Origin of the sequence: Arthrobacter rhombi (assembly GCF_900163545.1) — a bacterium.
Taxonomy (GTDB): domain Bacteria; phylum Actinomycetota; class Actinomycetes; order Actinomycetales; family Micrococcaceae; genus Arthrobacter_H; species Arthrobacter_H rhombi_A.
On the sequence record NZ_FUHW01000006.1, the window covers coordinates 1 to 15,788 of the forward strand.

The following is a 15,788-nucleotide window of genomic DNA, read 5'->3' on the forward strand; positions in this document are numbered from 1 at the left end:
CCCACGCCCCCTGCCCCTGCCCCGAAATCACCGAAATTGGTCTATGCGGTCAGCGCCATCGCCGCCGTCGGGGGATTCCTCTTCGGCTACGACACCGGGGTGATCTCCGGGGCACTGCTCTTCATCAACGACGACTTCTCGCTGACACCGTTCACCGAAGGTGTGGTCGTCAGTTCCATCCTGGTCGGGGCGATCATCGGCGCCGTCGGATGCGGGCCCCTCTCGGACCGTTTTGGCCGCAAGAACACGATCATCACCGCCGCAGCGGTGTTCACGATCGGCGCCCTGTTGGCGGCCTTCGCCCCCACGGCGGAATTCCTCGTCGTGGCCCGCCTGGTGCTGGGAGTCGCGGTCGGGGCCGCCTCGGTCCTGGTTCCGCTCTTCATCGCCGAAGCAGCACCCCCGGCGATCCGCGGCCGACTGGTTTCGGCGAACCAACTGCTGATCACCATCGGCATCCTCGCCGCCTACCTGACCAACGCGCTGTTCGCCCACGACGGCGGCTGGCGCTGGATGTTCGGCCTCGGCGTCATCCCGGCGATCGTGCTGGGCGTAGGGATGCTCTTTTTGCCCGAAACCCCGCGCTGGCTCTTCGAAAAGGGGCGTACCGACGAGGCCCGCACCGTTCTGGGCAGGCTCAGGGACCCGCAGACCGCCCAGAGCGAATACCAGGAGATCCACCGGTCCATCCACGAGGACGTCCAACCCAAATCCACGCTGCGCGACCTCACGACCCCCTGGGTTCGTCCTGCCCTGATCGCCGGTATCGGGGTTTCCGTTTTCGGTCAGGCCAGCGGCATCAACAGCGTCATCTACTACGCCCCCACGATTTTCAACAGCACCGGGCTCGGGGCCTCCACCGCGATCCTGGGCACGGTGGGCATCGGTGCCGTGAACGTCATCATGACCATTGTCGGCATGTCCCTGGTCGATAGGATCGGACGCCGCGTCCTGCTGATGACCGGATTCGCCGTCATGAGCATCACGCTGCTCGTGCTCGGCTTCGTGCTGCACGGAGAGAGCCTGGACCTTTCGGCAGGATGGATCGCCATGGTGTGTCTGGCGATCTACATCGCGGCCTTCGGCGCCAGCGTCGGGATCGTCGTCTTCGTCCTGCCCTCCGAGGTCTACCCGCAACGGATCCGCGGCTCGGCCATGAGCGCGACCCTGATGTGCAACTGGGGCATGAATTTCGTGGTGTCGCTGACCTTCTTGTCCCTCTTCGACGCCTTGGGCAAGTCGTGGACGTTCTGGCTCTATGCCCTCATCTGCGCGCTGGGGTGGCTCTTCGCCGTCAAGCTCGTCCCCGAGACCAAGGGACGCAGTCTGGAAGAAATCGAGTCCTGGTCGCGGGCCCGGGCCACCTGATGGTCCGACGGTCCTAGCTGAGCTGTCCCGAAGTCTGTGCCACGGCGGCCGCGTCGGCGGCGGCACGGGCTTTGAAGACCCGGGCGGTCAGCAACGCCAGGCACAGACCCAGCAGGGCCAGGCCTGCCCCGAGGAAGGACGGGGCCTGGTAGCCAAATCCGAGTTTGATGACTACGGCACCCAAGGCGGCGCCGAGGGCGTTGGCGACGTTCAGCGCGGAGTGGTTCAACGAGGCCGCCAGTGATTGAGCCTTCGGCGCCGAGTCCATGAGCAGGGCCTGCAGGCTCGGCACCAGGATGGATCCTGTCCCGCCGAGGATGAAGACCAGGATCAGGGCGGGCACCGGGTAGGGCGAGAGGATCCCGAAGGCGCTCATGAACACGACCATGGCCGAGGTGGCGATGTAGATGCTGCCGTGGACCGACCAGTCGGCCAGCCGCCCACCCAACAGGTTTCCCAGGACCATCCCGATCCCGTAGAGGCTCAGGACCAGGGGGACGGCCCCCTTTTCGAGGCCGGTGACGTCGGTCAATGTCGGTGAGATATAGGAGTAGACCGCGAAGAAGCCGCCGAATCCCACAATGCCGGTGGCCATGGCCAGCCAGACCCGTCCACTGCGTAACGCGGTCAGTTCCCGGCGGATGCTGGCACCTTCATGGATCGGGTTATAGGGAACCCAGAGTCGGATACAGATCAACGTCAGGACACCGATCAGCGCCACCGAGGCAAACATCCAACGCCATCCCAACTGCTGACCCAGCCAGGTCACCGCGGGGACCCCCAACACATTGGCCACCGACAGGCCCATCATGACCCAGGCGATCGCCCGGCCACGCATGGTGGCGGGGACCAGGTTCCCTGCGAGGATGGCGGCGAGCCCAAAGTAGGCTCCGTGGGGCAGCCCGGAGAGGAAACGGGTCACCAGCATCGAATCGTAGGTCGGGGCCAGGAACGAGGAGAAGTTGGCGAGGGTGAAAAACACCATCAGCCAGGACACCATCGTCTTATGGGCCACCCGGGCGCCCAGCGCGGTCAGCAAGGGGGCGCCGACCACCACGCCGAGGGCGTAGGCGGAAATCATCAGCCCCATGTCGGCGTTGCCCACGCCGAGGTCGGATGCCCCCTCCTGAAGCAGGCCCATGATGGCGAACTCGGTGGTGCCAATACCGAATCCGCCCAATGCCAGCGAGACCATGGCAATGAACAGGGGACGCCCGGTAAGCATGGTGCTATGTGGCGGGTGGGTCATGCGGCGGTTCCTACCTTCGGGATTCTGCGGTGGAGGGTGACCGGCCAGGTGCCTCATTGCCGTCCGTGGCGCGTATCGACCACAACAGTCTAAGGACACCGTTCCATTCCCGCACCATCGACGACGCGGAGCCCCGACCAGGACTCAGAGATCGGCGAGTTCAACCTTGGTGTCGGCGAGCCGCTCGGGAGCCACCGCGCGGCCCACGATGGAGCGCAGAGTGTCGTTGACATCCCAGATGTTCACGTTCATGGCCGCGGTAACGACGCCTTCCTCAAGCCAGAAGGCAATGAACTCCCCCGATTCCAGGCTCCCGCGGACGACGGCCTGAGCACCGGGCCCGGCATGCCCGACGTATTCCATGCCCAGATCGAATTGGTCGGTAAAGAAGTAGGGCAGCCAGTCGTACCGGTCAGCATGTTTCAGGATCGTCTTCGCTGCCAGTTCGCCTTGCCGGATGGCGTTGTCCCAGTGTTCGACCCGCAGACGACCCAATTTGGTGTTCACCGCGTTGGCGACATCGCCGGCGGCGAGGATATCGGGGTCGCTGGTGCGCAGCGAACCGTCGACCAGTACCCCGTTATCCGTTTCAAGCCCGGCGGCCTCCGCCAGCGACGTGGCCGGGACGGCGCCGATGGCAATGAGAACGACGTCGGCCGGCACCTCACCGTCCGAGGTGTCCAGTCCGGCGGCCCGGCCGTCACGTTCGATGATGCCGTTCACCTGGGTACCCATCCGCAACTCGACCCCGTTGCTGCGGTGCACCTCGGCGAAATGTGCGCCGATCTTTTCACCCATGACGTTTTCCAGCGGCGTGTCATTCGGGGCGACCACGGTGACTTCCATCCCTGCCTGCCGGGCGCTGGAGGCCACTTCGAGGCCGATCCAGCCGGCACCGACGACGGCGAGGCGCCCCCCGGTGGCCAGGGCATCCTTCAGGATCTGGGCATCGCCCAGACGGCGCAACATCATCACCCCAGGTAGATCGGTTCCCGGAAGGTCGAGATGACGAGAATCGGCGCCGGTAGCCAGCAGCAGTTGCCCGTAGGGGTGCTCATCCCCCGAATCCAGCCGCACCACGTGGCGCCGACGGTCGATCTCGGAGGCATGCCCACCCAGCACCAGGGTCACATCGTGCGCTGCGTACCATTCGGCGTCGTGCGCGATGCCTGCTTCGGCATCCTGTTTGCCCTGGAGGAACTCCTTGGACAGCGGCGGACGCTCATAGGGAGGGGTTGCCTCATCGGCGATCAGGGTGATGCTCCCGGAGTACCCCTGTTCGCGTAGCGTCTGGGCAGCATGCGCCGCCGCGAGTCCCCCACCGATGATGACCGTACCGTCCGATGTTGCCATGATGACCTCCTGGCTGATGTTACGTGCCTCCGGGATGGGGGCTGGTTCTTTCAACGTAGGCCCGTGCCCCGTCAGGGTGCAAGCACTAGTGGCCTCAGAGCAGCCGGTGCGGATACCCCAGCGCACGTCCTTGGAACTCGAGGATCGCGGGATTGGCGACGGCACCGTCCCGAATCTCGATGGCGCGGGTGACGGTTTCACTGGTTCCCCACGCATCCGGGCCGCCCATGACCAGTGGCAGGAAGGGCAGCAGCGCGTCGCTGATCTCCCAGCTGGCCGAATTCCAGAGGTACGACGGGCTATGGTCCACGGCGTAGTAGTCGATGTTGTTCCCGACCGTGAACATCGGTTCGGCAAAGGTGGTCGGTCGCGCCCAGTCGAATCCCATCCCCTCATCGCAGGAAACATCGATGATCAGACTGCCCGGGGTGAAAGCGCCCAAGTCTTCCAAGCGCAAATACAGCAAGGGGTTGTTGGGGTCCTGCAAGGTGCAGTTCACGACGATGTCGCTTTCGGCCAGGAACGGCGCAAGGGGAACGCGCCCCCGGTCATCGGTAATCACTTCGCTGAGGTAGGGGCCGTCCTCGTGATCGAACTGGACCATCTGCACCGAGTGGATGGGCGCGGCCACCGAGGCGACCGTCCGGTTGGTGAGCACCCTGATATCCGTTACACCGTGGGCCTTCAGGGCGGTGACGGCGCCCCGGGCGGTGGCCCCGAAACCGATGACGACGGCGGTCAGCCGGCGGCCGTAGTCCCCGGTGACCCCGGTCAGCGCCATGGAATGGATGACGGAGGAATAGCCGGCAAGTTCGTTGTTCTTATGGAAGACGTGCAAGGAGAACCCGCCATCGCTGGCCCAGTGGTTCATGGCTTCGAAGGCAATCAACGTCAGATTCTTGTCGATCGCCAGCTGGGTCATCTCGCGGTCCTGCACGCAATGCGGCCATCCCCAGAGGGTCTGGCCTTCGTGTAGATCCTCAAGATCCCTGGCCTGCGGTTTGGCCAGCAGGACGGTGTCCGCGGCGTCGATGACCGCTGTGCGGTTCGATACGGCCCGCACCAGGGTGGCCAGGTCTGCGTCCGAATATCCGAACCGTTCCCCGTACCCTTCCTCGAGGACCATCCGGGCACGCAGTCCCGGGTCGATGCGTTCCAGATGGCCGGGGTGGATCGGCACGCGGTGCTCGTCAATTTTTCGCGACTTGCCCAATACACCCAGAACGGGTTCCTTCTCAGTTGCCATGGTCCACATCCTTTTCGGGGCGCCGCGCTGGCGCCCTTGGCCTTAGGCTACACCGGGGCCCATTCCACGGGCTCCGGTTCTAGACTGGCACCATGGAGAATCCAGCATGACGGTGGTCATCGCGTTCATCGCCAACATCCTGGTGGCGATCGCGAAGTCGGTGGCTGCCCTGCTGACCGGGTCGGCCTCCATGGTTGCGGAGGCTGCGCATTCGTGGGCCGATGCCGGAAACGAAATCTTCTTGCTCATCGCCGACCGCCGGTCGGCCCGCCCGAAGGATTCCCGTCACCCCTTGGGTTTCGGTCGCGAAGCCTATGTCTGGTCGATGTTCGCTGCCGTGGGCATCTTCACCGCTGGCGCCGTCTTTTCGATCATGCATGGACTCCAGGAGCTCAACAATCCAGCACCCGTGGAGTCACCCGGAATCGCCTTCACCGTGTTGGGTCTGGCCTTCCTGATCGAGGGCTCGTCCTTCACCCAGGCGGTGGTGCAGGCCCGTCGGAAAGCCCGGGCGCAAGGAACGTCGACCCTCGACCTGGTCCTGCGGACCTCGAACACGACGCTGCGCGCCGTGGTGGCCGAGGACTTCGCGGCCTTGGTCGGTCTCGTCGCCGCCGGCGCTGGCATCTACCTCCACCAGATCACCGGTGATGCCCGCTGGGACGCCGCCGGTTCTATGGTCATCGGTGTGCTGCTCGGCGTCGTGGCATTGGTGCTCATCGACAGGAATCGACTGTTTCTGATCGGCGCGAGTTCGACTCCCGAAATTCGTGCCCAGGTCGGCCTGGCCCTTCAGGGTCATGAGGAAATCGAACGGGTCACCTACCTGCATTTGGAATACATCGGACCCGATCGGCTGTTTCTGGTGGCCGAAGTGGATTTGGTGGGTAATGATCCGGAAGAGGATGTGGCCCGGCAGATGCGGCGGCTCGAGCGCGAGCTCGAGGCCCATGAAGTCATCGAAACAGCCGTGTTGTCACTCTCGGTCAGCGATGAGGCCTCGCTGGAGTTCTAGTCGTCTTCCCAGCGGGTGATCCCCCCGGTCCAGGCCGGATAACCGGCACCGTCCACCGAGGCGATGTTCAGGGCCGCGGTCATCGCCGCATCCCGTCCCCCGAGGTGTTCTCGCCCGGAACGGGCTATCGCCGAGAGCAGGCGCCGTTGCGCCACCTCGGTGGATAGCTCCGGAGTCCCCTGCTGACCCACTCCAACAGGGGTATCGGTGGTCTCCCGGGGCGATTCCTGCACGGCTTCGGTGATGGCATGGAACAGCGGCGATGCCAGTCCCGCATTTTCGGCGGCACGCTCAACGGAAATCGCTGCCATCCCGTGGGCAACTAGCTCCCTCGCGGTGACTCGGGCCGCTTCTAGGAGGTCTGCTCCCATCTGCCGGGCTACCTTCGCGGCGCTCATCTGCCCGCGATGGCGCTCTTCACCCTCCACCGCCCTACCGGTTCCAGGGGCATCGGGTGTCTCGCCAGCAGCGGTGGTCGCGGCATCGGGAACCGCACCGGTGGTCGCGTCAATGGCCTGGCGCCCTGCGGCCTTGCGGTCGGTGTGCCGCAGGCCGATCATCGCCGTGGAGACCGGCGATACGACAGTTTGGGTGTAGTAGCGGGCCTCGATGGCAGTGGCTGTTGCCACGTCCACCTGCGCGCCTTCCACGGCGGCGGCGAGAATGGCGCGGGGTGCTGGATTATGGAGGGCATCGGTGCGGCCACGCAATCGTGCGGGAAGGAATTGGAGGATTTCTGTCAACGGGTTCTGGCCGGCCCCGGTGGGAACCTGCGGCGCTCCGCCGGGGAAGAAGTAACCGTCGGTATCCCAGGGCTGGCGGGCCACGGGATGTTCACGAATCCACCGACGTGCTGCCGGCAGCAGCTCCTCCTCGTCCTTGAGGACCTGGTCGATGATTCCCAGCTGGAGGCCATCCTGGGCCCCCACGATGGCAGCACTGAGCAGCAGCTCATCCAGTGCGCGTTCGATGCCCAGCAGGCGGGTAGTGCGCAGGACCCCTCCAGCGCCCGGGCAGATCCCAAAATCTACTTCGGGTAAACCGAACCTGTTGCCGGGGTCGTCAACGGCGATGCGATGGTGGGTGGCCAGTGCCAGGCCGAGGCCACCTCCGATGGCCGCGCCGTTCAGGGCAGCCACGACGGGAACACCGGCAGTTTCCAGGCGGCGCAGCAGTAGCCCCCATTGACGGGCCAGGTCGTTCACGGTTCGGGCGTCCGCGGGGGTAGCGGCCGCCATCGCCTCCAGGTCGGCGCTGGCACAGAAGCTCTTCTTCGCGGAGGTGAGGATGATTCCGGTGACGGCAGCGGGTTTTTCGGCCCGCCGTTCTTCGAGCGCATCCAGACGCCCGGTCATGGAGGCGATGAAGGCATCGTCCAGCAGGTTCACTGCCTTTCCCGGGGCATCGAGGATCCAGGTAAGGATCCCTGCGTCGTCTTCCTGCTCACGGATGACTTCTTGCTTTTCCATGTCCACCCTTCGTTTCAGACCCGTTCGATCAGGGTTGCGACGCCCATGCCGCCGCCGATGCACAACGTGACGACAGCGCGGCGGAGCCCGGTGCGTTCGAGTTCGTCCACCATGGTGCCCAGGATCATCGCCCCCGTAGCGCCCAAGGGGTGGCCCATCGCGATGGCGCCACCGTGGACATTAAGGCGGTCTTCGTCGATGGCGAAGTCACGTTGGTATTTCAGGGCGACGGCGGCGAAGGCCTCGTTGATTTCCCATAGGTCGATGTCCTCCGGCCTCAGCCCTGCGGTTTTGAGCAGTTTGTGGGTGGCAGGGGTGGGTCCAGTGAGCATGATCGTTGGATCCGCTCCGGAGACCGCGGCGGCGGTGATGCGGGCCCGCGGGGTTAATCCCAGATCGTGGCCGACTGATTCGGAACCGACCAGGACCACTGCGGCCCCGTCGACGATGCCTGAGGAGTTGCCTCCGGTGTGGACGTGATCGATCTGCTGGACCCAATGGTACTTTTCCAGCGCTACGGCGTCGAAGCCGCCGTCGGTGCCCATCAGGGCGAAAGCGGGACGGATCCTCCCCAGGGTCTCCACGGTGGTCCCCCGGCGCAGATGTTCATCGTGGTCCAGGACAACCAGGCCGTTCTGGTCCATCACGGGCACGATCGAGCGCTCGAAGTAGCCCTGGTCCCAGGCGGTGGCGGCGCGCTGCTGGGATCTGGCGGCGAAGGCGTCCACGGTCCTGCGGTCGAAGCCTTCGATCGTGGCAATGAGGTCGGCGCTGATGCCCTGGGGGACATAGGAGGTGTCGTAGCTGGTGGCAGGATCAAAGGCCCAGGCCCCGCCGTCGGATCCGATAGGGACCCGTGACATGGATTCCACACCCCCGGCGATGACCAGATGTTCCCACCCGGAGCGAATCTTCGCGGCGGCAAGGTTCGTCGCTTCCAATCCAGAAGCGCAAAACCTGTTGAGCTGGAATCCTCCGACGGTGTCAGGAAGTCCTGCGGCGATGGCGGCGATCCGGGCGATATCGGCCCCTTGGTCGCCGATCGGGGTGACCACCCCGAGGATCAGGTCGTCGATGCGTGACTCATCCAAACCCGGGTTGCGTTCCCGCAGAGCGTCGATCAGACCGGTGACCAGTGAGATCGGTTTGGTCCCGTGGAGGGCTCCCTGGCGTCCGCGACCGCGGGGTGTGCGCACGGCGTCATAAATATAGGCTTCGCTGCTCATGCCAGGTCGGCTCCCTTCACGTCGTCCGTCCTGCGTGTGCCATGACACGTTGGTTCCATCGTAGGCGTTTCGGGTGGGGGTGGGCAGGGCCGCGGACGATTCCGGGGGTGCGGGGCAACTGCCGGCCGTCGCTTCTGCGCTCCTGCTTAGCCTGCGCAGTCGAGGCAGAAGTTCAGCCCGTTCTTCTCCCGGGCCAGCTCGGGGCGGTGCCGAACAAGGCAACAGGAGCCGCAGGTGAACTCGGCGGCGGTCTGTCGATGGGCCGAAAGGCCGGAACAAAAAACGAGTCCAGCCGGGGTATGTCCCTTGGCTGGACTCGTCTGCGGTGGAGCTTGGGGGAATCGAACCCCCGACCTTTTCATTGCGAACGAAACGCTCTACCAACTGAGCTAAAGCCCCGCGCACATGAAATCACACGCGATGACCACGTGGGTCAGCTTAACGCACTTCAAGGGCGCAACACAAAAGATGCGGACCGTTGTTCAGCTATTTTGTCCGCGTGCAGCCACGGCCCACTGTTCGACGATCTTGTAGGGAGCCTGCCGTTCGGTGCTGCCACCCTTCCGCTGCACAACAGTCACCACATCCACGAGATTCGGGACCAGACAAACGTGGTTTGGGATCACCTGCAAAACCTCCCCGTAGTCGGGTAGTCGACTTCCTGCCGGGTAGTCAACGGTTCCATGATGCTCGGACAGCGCCGAAACATGTGCCGATGGTGCGCCAAGAATCCGCCCGAATCCGCTGGCCCAGGAAGGTCGATCCCCTCCAAGGATCTTCGAACCGGCGTCAAGCACCACCTGCCCGCCACCCTCTGGGCGCTCGCGCCGGGAAACGACCGTCGCCGCGACGGTCAGGGCAATGTCCCCCACGTCGCAGTGGCCCATTTCCAGCTGTTGAGCATCGTTGAACACGTAGACGCCGGGCCTGAGCTCGGTTGCCGCGCCGGGTTCCGATGCGTAGGCCGTCGGCGTCGAACCGCCACTGAGTTCGAGCTCGTCGAAGCCGGCCGCCCGGAGCGAGGCGGCGCCCTGTTGAAGAACCCGCGATTCGTCGTCCACGGCGCCGGCGGAGGCACCGGGGCCGTAACTGTGACCGGGGAAGGTGAACAGCCCGAGAACACGCAATCCTGTCTCGCGGGCGGCCAGGGCCACGGATGCTGCTTCTTGAGGTTCGGTACCGCTACGGTGGTGTCCGCTGTCGAGCTCAATCATGACCCCCGGCAGGCCAGCCTCGTCGCCGAGCCTCGCAGCAAGATTTCGTGCCCCTTCACAAGAGTCGACGCCGACGCGCAGCCGGCTGCGGCGGGCCAGTGCCGCCAGGCGTGGTGCCATCGGCTCCCCCACCCAGAGGGGATAGGCAATGAACAGGTCATCCACGCCGGCATCGGCGAAAACCTCGGCTTCCCCCAGTGTCGCTACGGTGAGGCCGGTGGCTCCGGCCGCCAGCTGCATCGCGGCAATGTTCAGGATTTTATGGGTTTTGGCGTGGGGGCGCAGTCGCTGCCCCCGGGCGGATACCGCCCGCGCCAGTGTGTCGATGTTCCGGCGGAGGATTTCCAGGTCGATCAGAACAGCTGGGGTCTGCAGTGAAGGGGGGACGACGGCGGGAAACCCAGCGGCCTTAGCGGCTTCCATCAGAGGTGATGCCGCCGTCCTGTTTGAGCCCCTCGCGGGTGGCGACATATTGACGCTCGATATAGGCCTCGAGTTCGCTGCGCTCCACACGCCACACGCCGCGGCCGCCGACCTTGATGGCGGGAAGCTCGCCGCTCCGGACCAGTGAACGGACCTGAGGCATGTTGACGCTCAACTCTTCGGCGACGTCTTCCAGACGCATAAATCTCATACCTCGAAGTTAGCCCGGGTTTGACGTCGTTTCCAGTCATTAGGTGCGCATGGGGACAATCCGGGGTCACGTCACGTAGGCCCGCAGGATTCCCCTCCGGGAATCTCGCGGGCCATACTCGTAGAGGACTACTGGTCGCGGGCCTGATGGGCCGTGCCGTTTCGGAAGCGCTGGTGTTGCCGCCGAACCGTCAACCTGACTTTCGAATGCTTGTGGCATTGCCCAGTTCCTCTCATCAATAGATCATTCATCGGTCAAACCGCGCAACAGTATTGATTTTGGCTGAACAATATGACTAATCTTAGATTCTGTTCGCGAAGACTGTTGGTCATTTTGACCGACATCTGGCCGACGCCATCCGCAGCACCCCAGCAAAGGAGCACCGGGTGACACCCGAGCGATATCAACTCGACACCACGGATCGCCGCATCCTGGCCGCCATGGACCAGGATCCGCGCATCCCGATCATGATGCTGGCCCAGCGGCTCGGCCTGGCGCGGGGAACCGTCCAATCCCGCCTCGAAAAGCTTGCTGCCTCCGGCGCCATGCGCCCTAATAGCAGCCGCGTCACCCCCGCCGCCCTGGGGCGCGGGGTCTCCGCCTCCGTGTCCGCTGAATTGGACCAGTCCAAGCTGGACGACGCAATTGCCGCATTACGGGATATACCCGAGGTGCTCGAGTGCTTCGCACCGGCCGGGGACACCGATCTACTGATTCGGGTCGTGGCCTCTGATCCCGACGACCTGTACCGGGTCAGCGAGGTCATCCGGTTTTGCCCCGGGATCACGCGAACATCGACGTCGATGTTCCTGCGCGAGGTCATCCCCTACCGCACCACCGGCCTGCTCGAGGAGCCCTAGCCCGCCGACCAGCCCTGGGTTCTAGACGACGGGACGTCGGTCTGCAGTCCGGACCACCTGGTCCACCATGCTCTTGAAGATGACCCCGTGGAAGGGAAGGACCCCCAACCAATAGAGTCGGCCCCCTAGCCCGCGGGGGAAGAAGATCGCCCGCTGACGGTACACGCTTCCGCCCCCCGGAGCCGGTTCGACCCTCAATTCCAGCCAGGCGCCCCCTGGCACCTTCATCTCGGCGCGCAAAAGCAACGACGTCCCGGGGTCAATAGCCTCGACCCGCCACCAGTCAACGACATCGTTAAGCATCAGATTCGTCCTGCTTCGGCGTCCACGACGCAAACCGACACCACCGGCCAATTTGTCCATCCAGCCCCTCACCGACCAGGCCAAGGGCATGGAATACCAGCCGTTGTCGCCACCGATGCCTTCGATGACCTTCCAGACCTGCTCGGGAGTGGCTTCAGAGGCCCGTTCCCGGTCGTCGGTGAAAACGGTCCGCCGGGCCCATTCCGGGTCGCTGGGCAACGGTTCGGCCGGCTCCGCCAGTACTTCGGCATTTGCCCAAGACGTTTCCACGGCCCCGGCTTCGATCTTGATCAGGGCCAACTCCACCGAGCGCTCATAGCCGGTCAAGCCGCCCTCCGGAGGGGGAATCAGATCATCGATGCCTCGGTCCTTCACCACGCAGTCATGCTGCAGCGACTCCACCAACGGGATAGCCAGCGCGCGCGGAATGGGGGTCACCAGGTTGACCCACTGGCCAGCGAGCCACGGGGTAAGCACGGGCAAGGCAATCACCCAGGGCTGGCGAAGACCCGCGACCTTGGCATAACCGCGCATCATTTCTGAATAGGTGGGGGCGTCGGGGCCACCGATGTCAAAGGTCCCGGCGGCTCCTTCGGGTAGCTCCACGGCCCTGACCAGATAGTAGAGCGCATCCCTGACGGCAATGGGTTGAACCCTGTTCTTCACCCAGCGGGGCGCGGGCATGACCGGCAGGACGTCGGTGAGGTGCCTGACCATTTCGAAGCTGGCGGATCCGGAGCCGATCAATAGCCCCGCTTGCAACACCACCGTCGGAGTTCCCGAGGTGGAAAGAATCTCTCCGACCTCCTTGCGGGAAGCCAGATGACGACTGAGCTGGCCATCAGGGTGTAGCCCGGAGAGGTAGACGATGCGCTTGAGCCCCGCCTCGCGCGCGGCTTGGGCCACATTGAGGGCACAACTGCGCTCGATCCGTTCGAATGAGGCATCCCCGCCCATGGAATGCACCAGGTACATCATGACGTCGACCCCCTCGACCAGCTGCTGCGCGGCCTGGGCGTCTTCGAGGGCACCTTCGACGACCTCGACCTGATGGGCCCACGGAATATCGCGGAGCTTGGCAGGATTTCGGGTCAGTACCCGCACGGAGTGCCCCCGTTCTAGCAAGAGCGGAACCAGCCGACCCCCGACGTACCCAGTGGCTCCTGCAACGGCAATGATGCTCATCTGATTCTCCTTCGTCGGGCGGTGCTCTTAAAAACTGGTTGTTCAACAAACGGCTGTCACGACAAGGCGACGTCGGCGGCTGGCCCGCGCGTGACCACTCGTACCACCACGACGGCCGAGAGCACGACTCCTGCGGCAATCGCCGCGGAAACAGCCACGGGCGTCGATTCCAGACCGCCGTCGGTACGGCCGACGGTGATCCACGCCAGTCCCCAAGCCAGGGCCAGGCCGGGCCCCAGGCGGCCTCGCGAATACATCGCGGTTCCCACGCCAATAGCGGCGACCACCAGAAGGACAACGCCGGCGATAACCGGAACCGGAAGCCCGAAGCCCGTGAACCCAGAGGAGGCCAGCAAAGCCGATACGTTGGCGACTGCGGCCACCGACACCCATCCCAGATAGAGACCAAAGGTACCGCCGACGGCAACACGATCCACCAGATTGGACTCCGGGCTGCGCCGCAGAATCACCAGGATGACGCACAGCGTAGCCACAAGAGCGAAGATCACCACCACGCTGACCGCCAGCCATCCCAGTTGGACTACGCCGAGCCATAAGGCGTTGAGCAGGCCGGAGGCCGCAGCCCATCCTCGAAGCTTGTTGTGCAGGACATCATCCCTGCGCGAGGGCAGGAACTGGACCACAGCGTAGAGCAGGAGGCCCAGGTAGATGATGCTCCAGATCGAAAAGGCTCCCGAACCTGGTGCCAAGATGGTGCCATCCGCTGACAGCCAACCGTCCGCCACATCCTGCACCGGTGTCCCCACTACGGCGCCGCTTCCGAGAAAAGCTCCAGCGATGGCCAAGGCCATGGCGGCAGCAGTCAGCAGCGGCGCCATCTTTTCCCAGCGGGCTGTGGCTCTCGGCATTCTTTGCTCCTGGTTCAGCGTCTTCAGGGGAGTCGCACTCGACAAATAGTGATTCATGCACAAGTATGTAGCTAGATTTTCTTATTATCAAGTAAGGCTGGAACCATGGCAGAAAATGAGCAAACCATCTCCCCGGCGGGCCGAATGCACCCGGCATCAGTGCACCTGCGCAGGATCCTCGTGCTCAATGACGTCATGGAATACCGCATGCGGATGCACCTGAAAACGAATGACACCGATTTCCAGGCCATGCAACAGCTCATGCAGTTGGGACCCCTCACGCCTTCGAAATTGGCGGGAGCCCTCCACCTGACAACCGCGGCCATCACCAGCGTCATCGACCGACTGGAAAAAGCCGGTCATGCCGAACGTGTCCCCCACCCCACGGACCGCCGTGGGGTCCTGGTCAAACCCACCGATTCCTCGGTACGTGAAGCCATGGCGCAACTCATGCCGATGATCCTCAAAACCGACTCGTTGGTCCGGGAAATGGACGATAAGGAGCAGCAGGCCGTTACCCGCTATCTGCAAGGAGCTGCGGATGCAGTCCAGGAGAGGATCGACGCGATGGCCCAAGAGTTCGACGGGCAATCGGGCGACGCAAGCGGACCCGCCACCGCCTCCAGCCCGAACAAAACAGTACGAAAGGAGGACAAATGAGTACCGAATTGCACGAATGGAAACACGCAGACCCCGCGGGAAGCAAGTGCACGAGGCCGCCACCCCAATCGACCGCGACCAAGCCGGCTCCCGACAAGGCATCCGCCGACTACGGCCAGATGGTTCAGCGGATCCTCGATGCTGAGCAACGAGCAGACCGTCGGGCACCGGGTTTGAACTCACGGAACTATGACCTGCTGTGCCGGCGCCTTGCGACCACCCTCGACGGGGGAAAGCGAACGCGTCCGCATCTGGTACACGTCGCCTTCAGGGCCTTCGGTGGCCGAGACACGGAGGCCGCAGCCACCCTGGGTGCCGCTTTCGAGATGCTTCACGCAGCGTTGTTGATGCACGACGACGTCATCGACCGCGATTTCGTTCGGCGCGGCGTCCCGACCCTCGGAGCCGGGTATCGCGACGATGCCCTGACCCTCGGCCATACCGCGGAGACCGCCGAACACGCAGGACATTCAGCCTCCATCATCGCCGGCGACATCCTGCTCGCTGGCTCCATTCGCTTGGCGGCATTAGCCTCCGCCAGTTCACCGAACGCCCGCACCATCCTCGACGTGGTCCATTCCGCTCTCCTGGCTTCAGCCGCCGGGGAACTCGACGACCTGGTGTTTTCCCTTTCCCCTGCCGGCACACCGGAGTCGGAGGTGCTGAACATGGAACGACTGAAAACCGCCATCTACTCGTTCGAGGCGCCGCTGCAAGCCGGGGCATTGCTCGCTGGGGCGCCACCACATCTGGCGGCACGGTTGGGTGGGCTGGGACGCAATCTGGGAACCGCCTACCAAATCATTGACGACGTCCTGGGAACCTTCGGGGACCCGGAGGAGACCGGGAAGTCCATCGACTCCGATCTTCGTTCGGGAAAACGCACGGTACTGACCGCACAGGCGGAAGGCCATCAGGGGTTCCGACAGGCCCGGGACGCCTATTCCGTCGGCCGCAGCGACCTCGAGAGCGTGCGCTCGGCCTTGGCTGACAGCGGCGCCGAGCCCCAAGCCCGCGCCCTCGCGGCGCAGTTGGTCACCTCCGCCTTGAATGAGGCCAGGGGTCTCGACCTGACTCCGGCAGTCTTCGGGGAGTTCGCCGCGATCGGCGACCATGTCCTGAATCGGAAGAAGTAGT

General features: G+C 64.3%; 15 protein-coding genes and 1 tRNA gene. 5 read left to right on the forward strand and 11 right to left on the reverse strand.

From position 1 onward, the window contains the following. The coding region (locus tag FM101_RS01035) for a sugar porter family MFS transporter (protein WP_218778251.1) at window positions 1-1,368 on the forward strand (1,368 nt) is incomplete at its 5' end. A gap of 13 nt (window positions 1,369-1,381) precedes the next feature. Here FM101_RS01035 and FM101_RS01040 read toward each other — a convergent pair. From FM101_RS01040 to FM101_RS01050, 3 genes are all read right to left on the reverse strand, one after another. Then, the gene (locus tag FM101_RS01040; RefSeq protein WP_086994187.1) at window positions 1,382-2,617 is read right to left on the reverse strand and encodes an MFS transporter; all 1,236 of its coding nucleotides are present in this window, start codon (window positions 2,615-2,617) and stop codon (window positions 1,382-1,384) included. A 144-nt stretch (window positions 2,618-2,761) separates the two neighbouring features. Next, window positions 2,762-3,970: an NAD(P)/FAD-dependent oxidoreductase gene (locus FM101_RS01045; RefSeq protein ID WP_086994190.1), complete on the reverse strand. Its 1,209-nt coding sequence runs from the start codon at window positions 3,968-3,970 to the stop codon at window positions 2,762-2,764. Between the two features lie 94 nt (window positions 3,971-4,064). After that, a complete protein-coding gene (locus tag FM101_RS01050; RefSeq protein WP_086994192.1) occupies window positions 4,065-5,216 on the reverse strand; it encodes a N(5)-(carboxyethyl)ornithine synthase in 1,152 nt (383 codons plus the stop codon). 106 nt (window positions 5,217-5,322) lie between these two features. Here FM101_RS01050 and FM101_RS01055 point away from each other — a divergent pair, with 106 nt between their 5' ends. Then, window positions 5,323-6,231 (forward strand): cation diffusion facilitator family transporter, encoded by a 909-nt coding sequence (locus FM101_RS01055; protein WP_086994195.1) that lies wholly within the window; start codon window positions 5,323-5,325, stop codon window positions 6,229-6,231. Here the strand turns inward: FM101_RS01055 and FM101_RS01060 are convergent. The 6 genes from FM101_RS01060 to FM101_RS01085 form a co-directional block, all read right to left on the reverse strand. Further along, window positions 6,228-7,700, reverse strand: a complete 1,473-nt coding sequence (locus FM101_RS01060) for an enoyl-CoA hydratase/isomerase family protein (RefSeq protein WP_096224450.1) — start codon at window positions 7,698-7,700, stop codon at window positions 6,228-6,230. The genes FM101_RS01055 and FM101_RS01060 overlap by 4 nt on opposite strands. Before the next feature lie 14 nt (window positions 7,701-7,714). Then, on the reverse strand, window positions 7,715-8,926 hold the full coding sequence (locus FM101_RS01065) for an acetyl-CoA C-acetyltransferase (protein ID WP_086994201.1): 1,212 nt from the start codon (window positions 8,924-8,926) through the stop codon (window positions 7,715-7,717). Window positions 8,927-9,072: 146 nt separating this feature from the next. Beyond that, complete coding sequence (locus FM101_RS16165; RefSeq protein ID WP_086994259.1) at window positions 9,073-9,288, reverse strand: DUF4193 family protein; 216 nt, start codon at window positions 9,286-9,288, stop codon at window positions 9,073-9,075. Then, window positions 9,253-9,325, reverse strand: a tRNA-Ala gene (locus FM101_RS01075). Before FM101_RS01075 ends, FM101_RS16165 begins: the two co-directional genes overlap by 36 nt. Window positions 9,326-9,408: 83 nt before the next feature. Next, window positions 9,409-10,563, reverse strand: a complete 1,155-nt coding sequence (locus tag FM101_RS01080; protein ID WP_086994204.1) for an alanine racemase — start codon at window positions 10,561-10,563, stop codon at window positions 9,409-9,411. Beyond that, window positions 10,550-10,765, reverse strand: a complete 216-nt coding sequence (locus FM101_RS01085) for a helix-turn-helix domain-containing protein (RefSeq protein WP_086994207.1) — start codon at window positions 10,763-10,765, stop codon at window positions 10,550-10,552. Before FM101_RS01085 ends, FM101_RS01080 begins: the two co-directional genes overlap by 14 nt. A 395-nt stretch (window positions 10,766-11,160) precedes the next feature. Here FM101_RS01085 and FM101_RS01090 point away from each other — a divergent pair, with 395 nt between their 5' ends. Further along, on the forward strand, window positions 11,161-11,634 hold the full coding sequence (locus FM101_RS01090) for an Lrp/AsnC family transcriptional regulator (protein ID WP_086994210.1): 474 nt from the start codon (window positions 11,161-11,163) through the stop codon (window positions 11,632-11,634). A 21-nt stretch (window positions 11,635-11,655) separates the two neighbouring features. Here the strand turns inward: FM101_RS01090 and FM101_RS01095 are convergent, their stop codons facing one another. Continuing rightward, window positions 11,656-13,122: an SDR family oxidoreductase gene (locus tag FM101_RS01095; protein WP_086994213.1), complete on the reverse strand. Its 1,467-nt coding sequence runs from the start codon at window positions 13,120-13,122 to the stop codon at window positions 11,656-11,658. Between the two features lie 56 nt (window positions 13,123-13,178). After that, window positions 13,179-13,991 carry a tryptophan-rich sensory protein gene (locus FM101_RS01100; RefSeq protein WP_241895459.1) on the reverse strand — a complete coding sequence of 271 codons (813 nt, stop codon included), beginning with the start codon at window positions 13,989-13,991 and terminating at the stop codon, window positions 13,179-13,181. Between the two features lie 105 nt (window positions 13,992-14,096). Between FM101_RS01100 and FM101_RS01105 the strand changes: the two genes are divergently transcribed. Both FM101_RS01105 and FM101_RS01110 read left to right on the forward strand, forming a co-directional pair. Beyond that, complete coding sequence (locus FM101_RS01105; protein ID WP_086994215.1) at window positions 14,097-14,651, forward strand: MarR family winged helix-turn-helix transcriptional regulator; 555 nt, start codon at window positions 14,097-14,099, stop codon at window positions 14,649-14,651. Further along, complete coding sequence (locus FM101_RS01110) at window positions 14,648-15,787, forward strand: polyprenyl synthetase family protein (RefSeq protein ID WP_086994218.1); 1,140 nt, start codon at window positions 14,648-14,650, stop codon at window positions 15,785-15,787. The genes FM101_RS01105 and FM101_RS01110 overlap by 4 nt, the downstream gene beginning before the upstream one ends. Window position 15,788 lies beyond the last annotated feature (1 nt).

Coding starts and splice junctions, on each gene's coding strand:
- FM101_RS01040 (WP_086994187.1), bottom strand. CDS start 2,617: ATGACCCACCCGCCACATAGCACCATGCTTACCGGGCGTCCCCTGTTC.
- FM101_RS01050 (WP_086994192.1), bottom strand. CDS start 5,216: ATGGCAACTGAGAAGGAACCCGTTCTGGGTGTATTGGGCAAGTCGCGA.
- FM101_RS01045 (WP_086994190.1), bottom strand. CDS start 3,970: ATGGCAACATCGGACGGTACGGTCATCATCGGTGGGGGACTCGCGGCG.
- FM101_RS01060 (WP_096224450.1), bottom strand. CDS start 7,700: ATGGAAAAGCAAGAAGTCATCCGTGAGCAGGAAGACGACGCAGGGATC.
- FM101_RS01110 (WP_086994218.1), top strand. CDS start 14,648: ATGAGTACCGAATTGCACGAATGGAAACACGCAGACCCCGCGGGAAGC.
- FM101_RS01055 (WP_086994195.1), top strand. CDS start 5,323: ATGACGGTGGTCATCGCGTTCATCGCCAACATCCTGGTGGCGATCGCG.
- FM101_RS01085 (WP_086994207.1), bottom strand. CDS start 10,765: ATGCGTCTGGAAGACGTCGCCGAAGAGTTGAGCGTCAACATGCCTCAG.
- FM101_RS01080 (WP_086994204.1), bottom strand. CDS start 10,563: ATGGAAGCCGCTAAGGCCGCTGGGTTTCCCGCCGTCGTCCCCCCTTCA.
- FM101_RS16165 (WP_086994259.1), bottom strand. CDS start 9,288: ATGAAAAGGTCGGGGGTTCGATTCCCCCAAGCTCCACCGCAGACGAGT.
- FM101_RS01065 (WP_086994201.1), bottom strand. CDS start 8,926: ATGAGCAGCGAAGCCTATATTTATGACGCCGTGCGCACACCCCGCGGT.
- FM101_RS01095 (WP_086994213.1), bottom strand. CDS start 13,122: ATGAGCATCATTGCCGTTGCAGGAGCCACTGGGTACGTCGGGGGTCGG.
- FM101_RS01105 (WP_086994215.1), top strand. CDS start 14,097: ATGGCAGAAAATGAGCAAACCATCTCCCCGGCGGGCCGAATGCACCCG.
- FM101_RS01100 (WP_241895459.1), bottom strand. CDS start 13,991: ATGCCGAGAGCCACAGCCCGCTGGGAAAAGATGGCGCCGCTGCTGACT.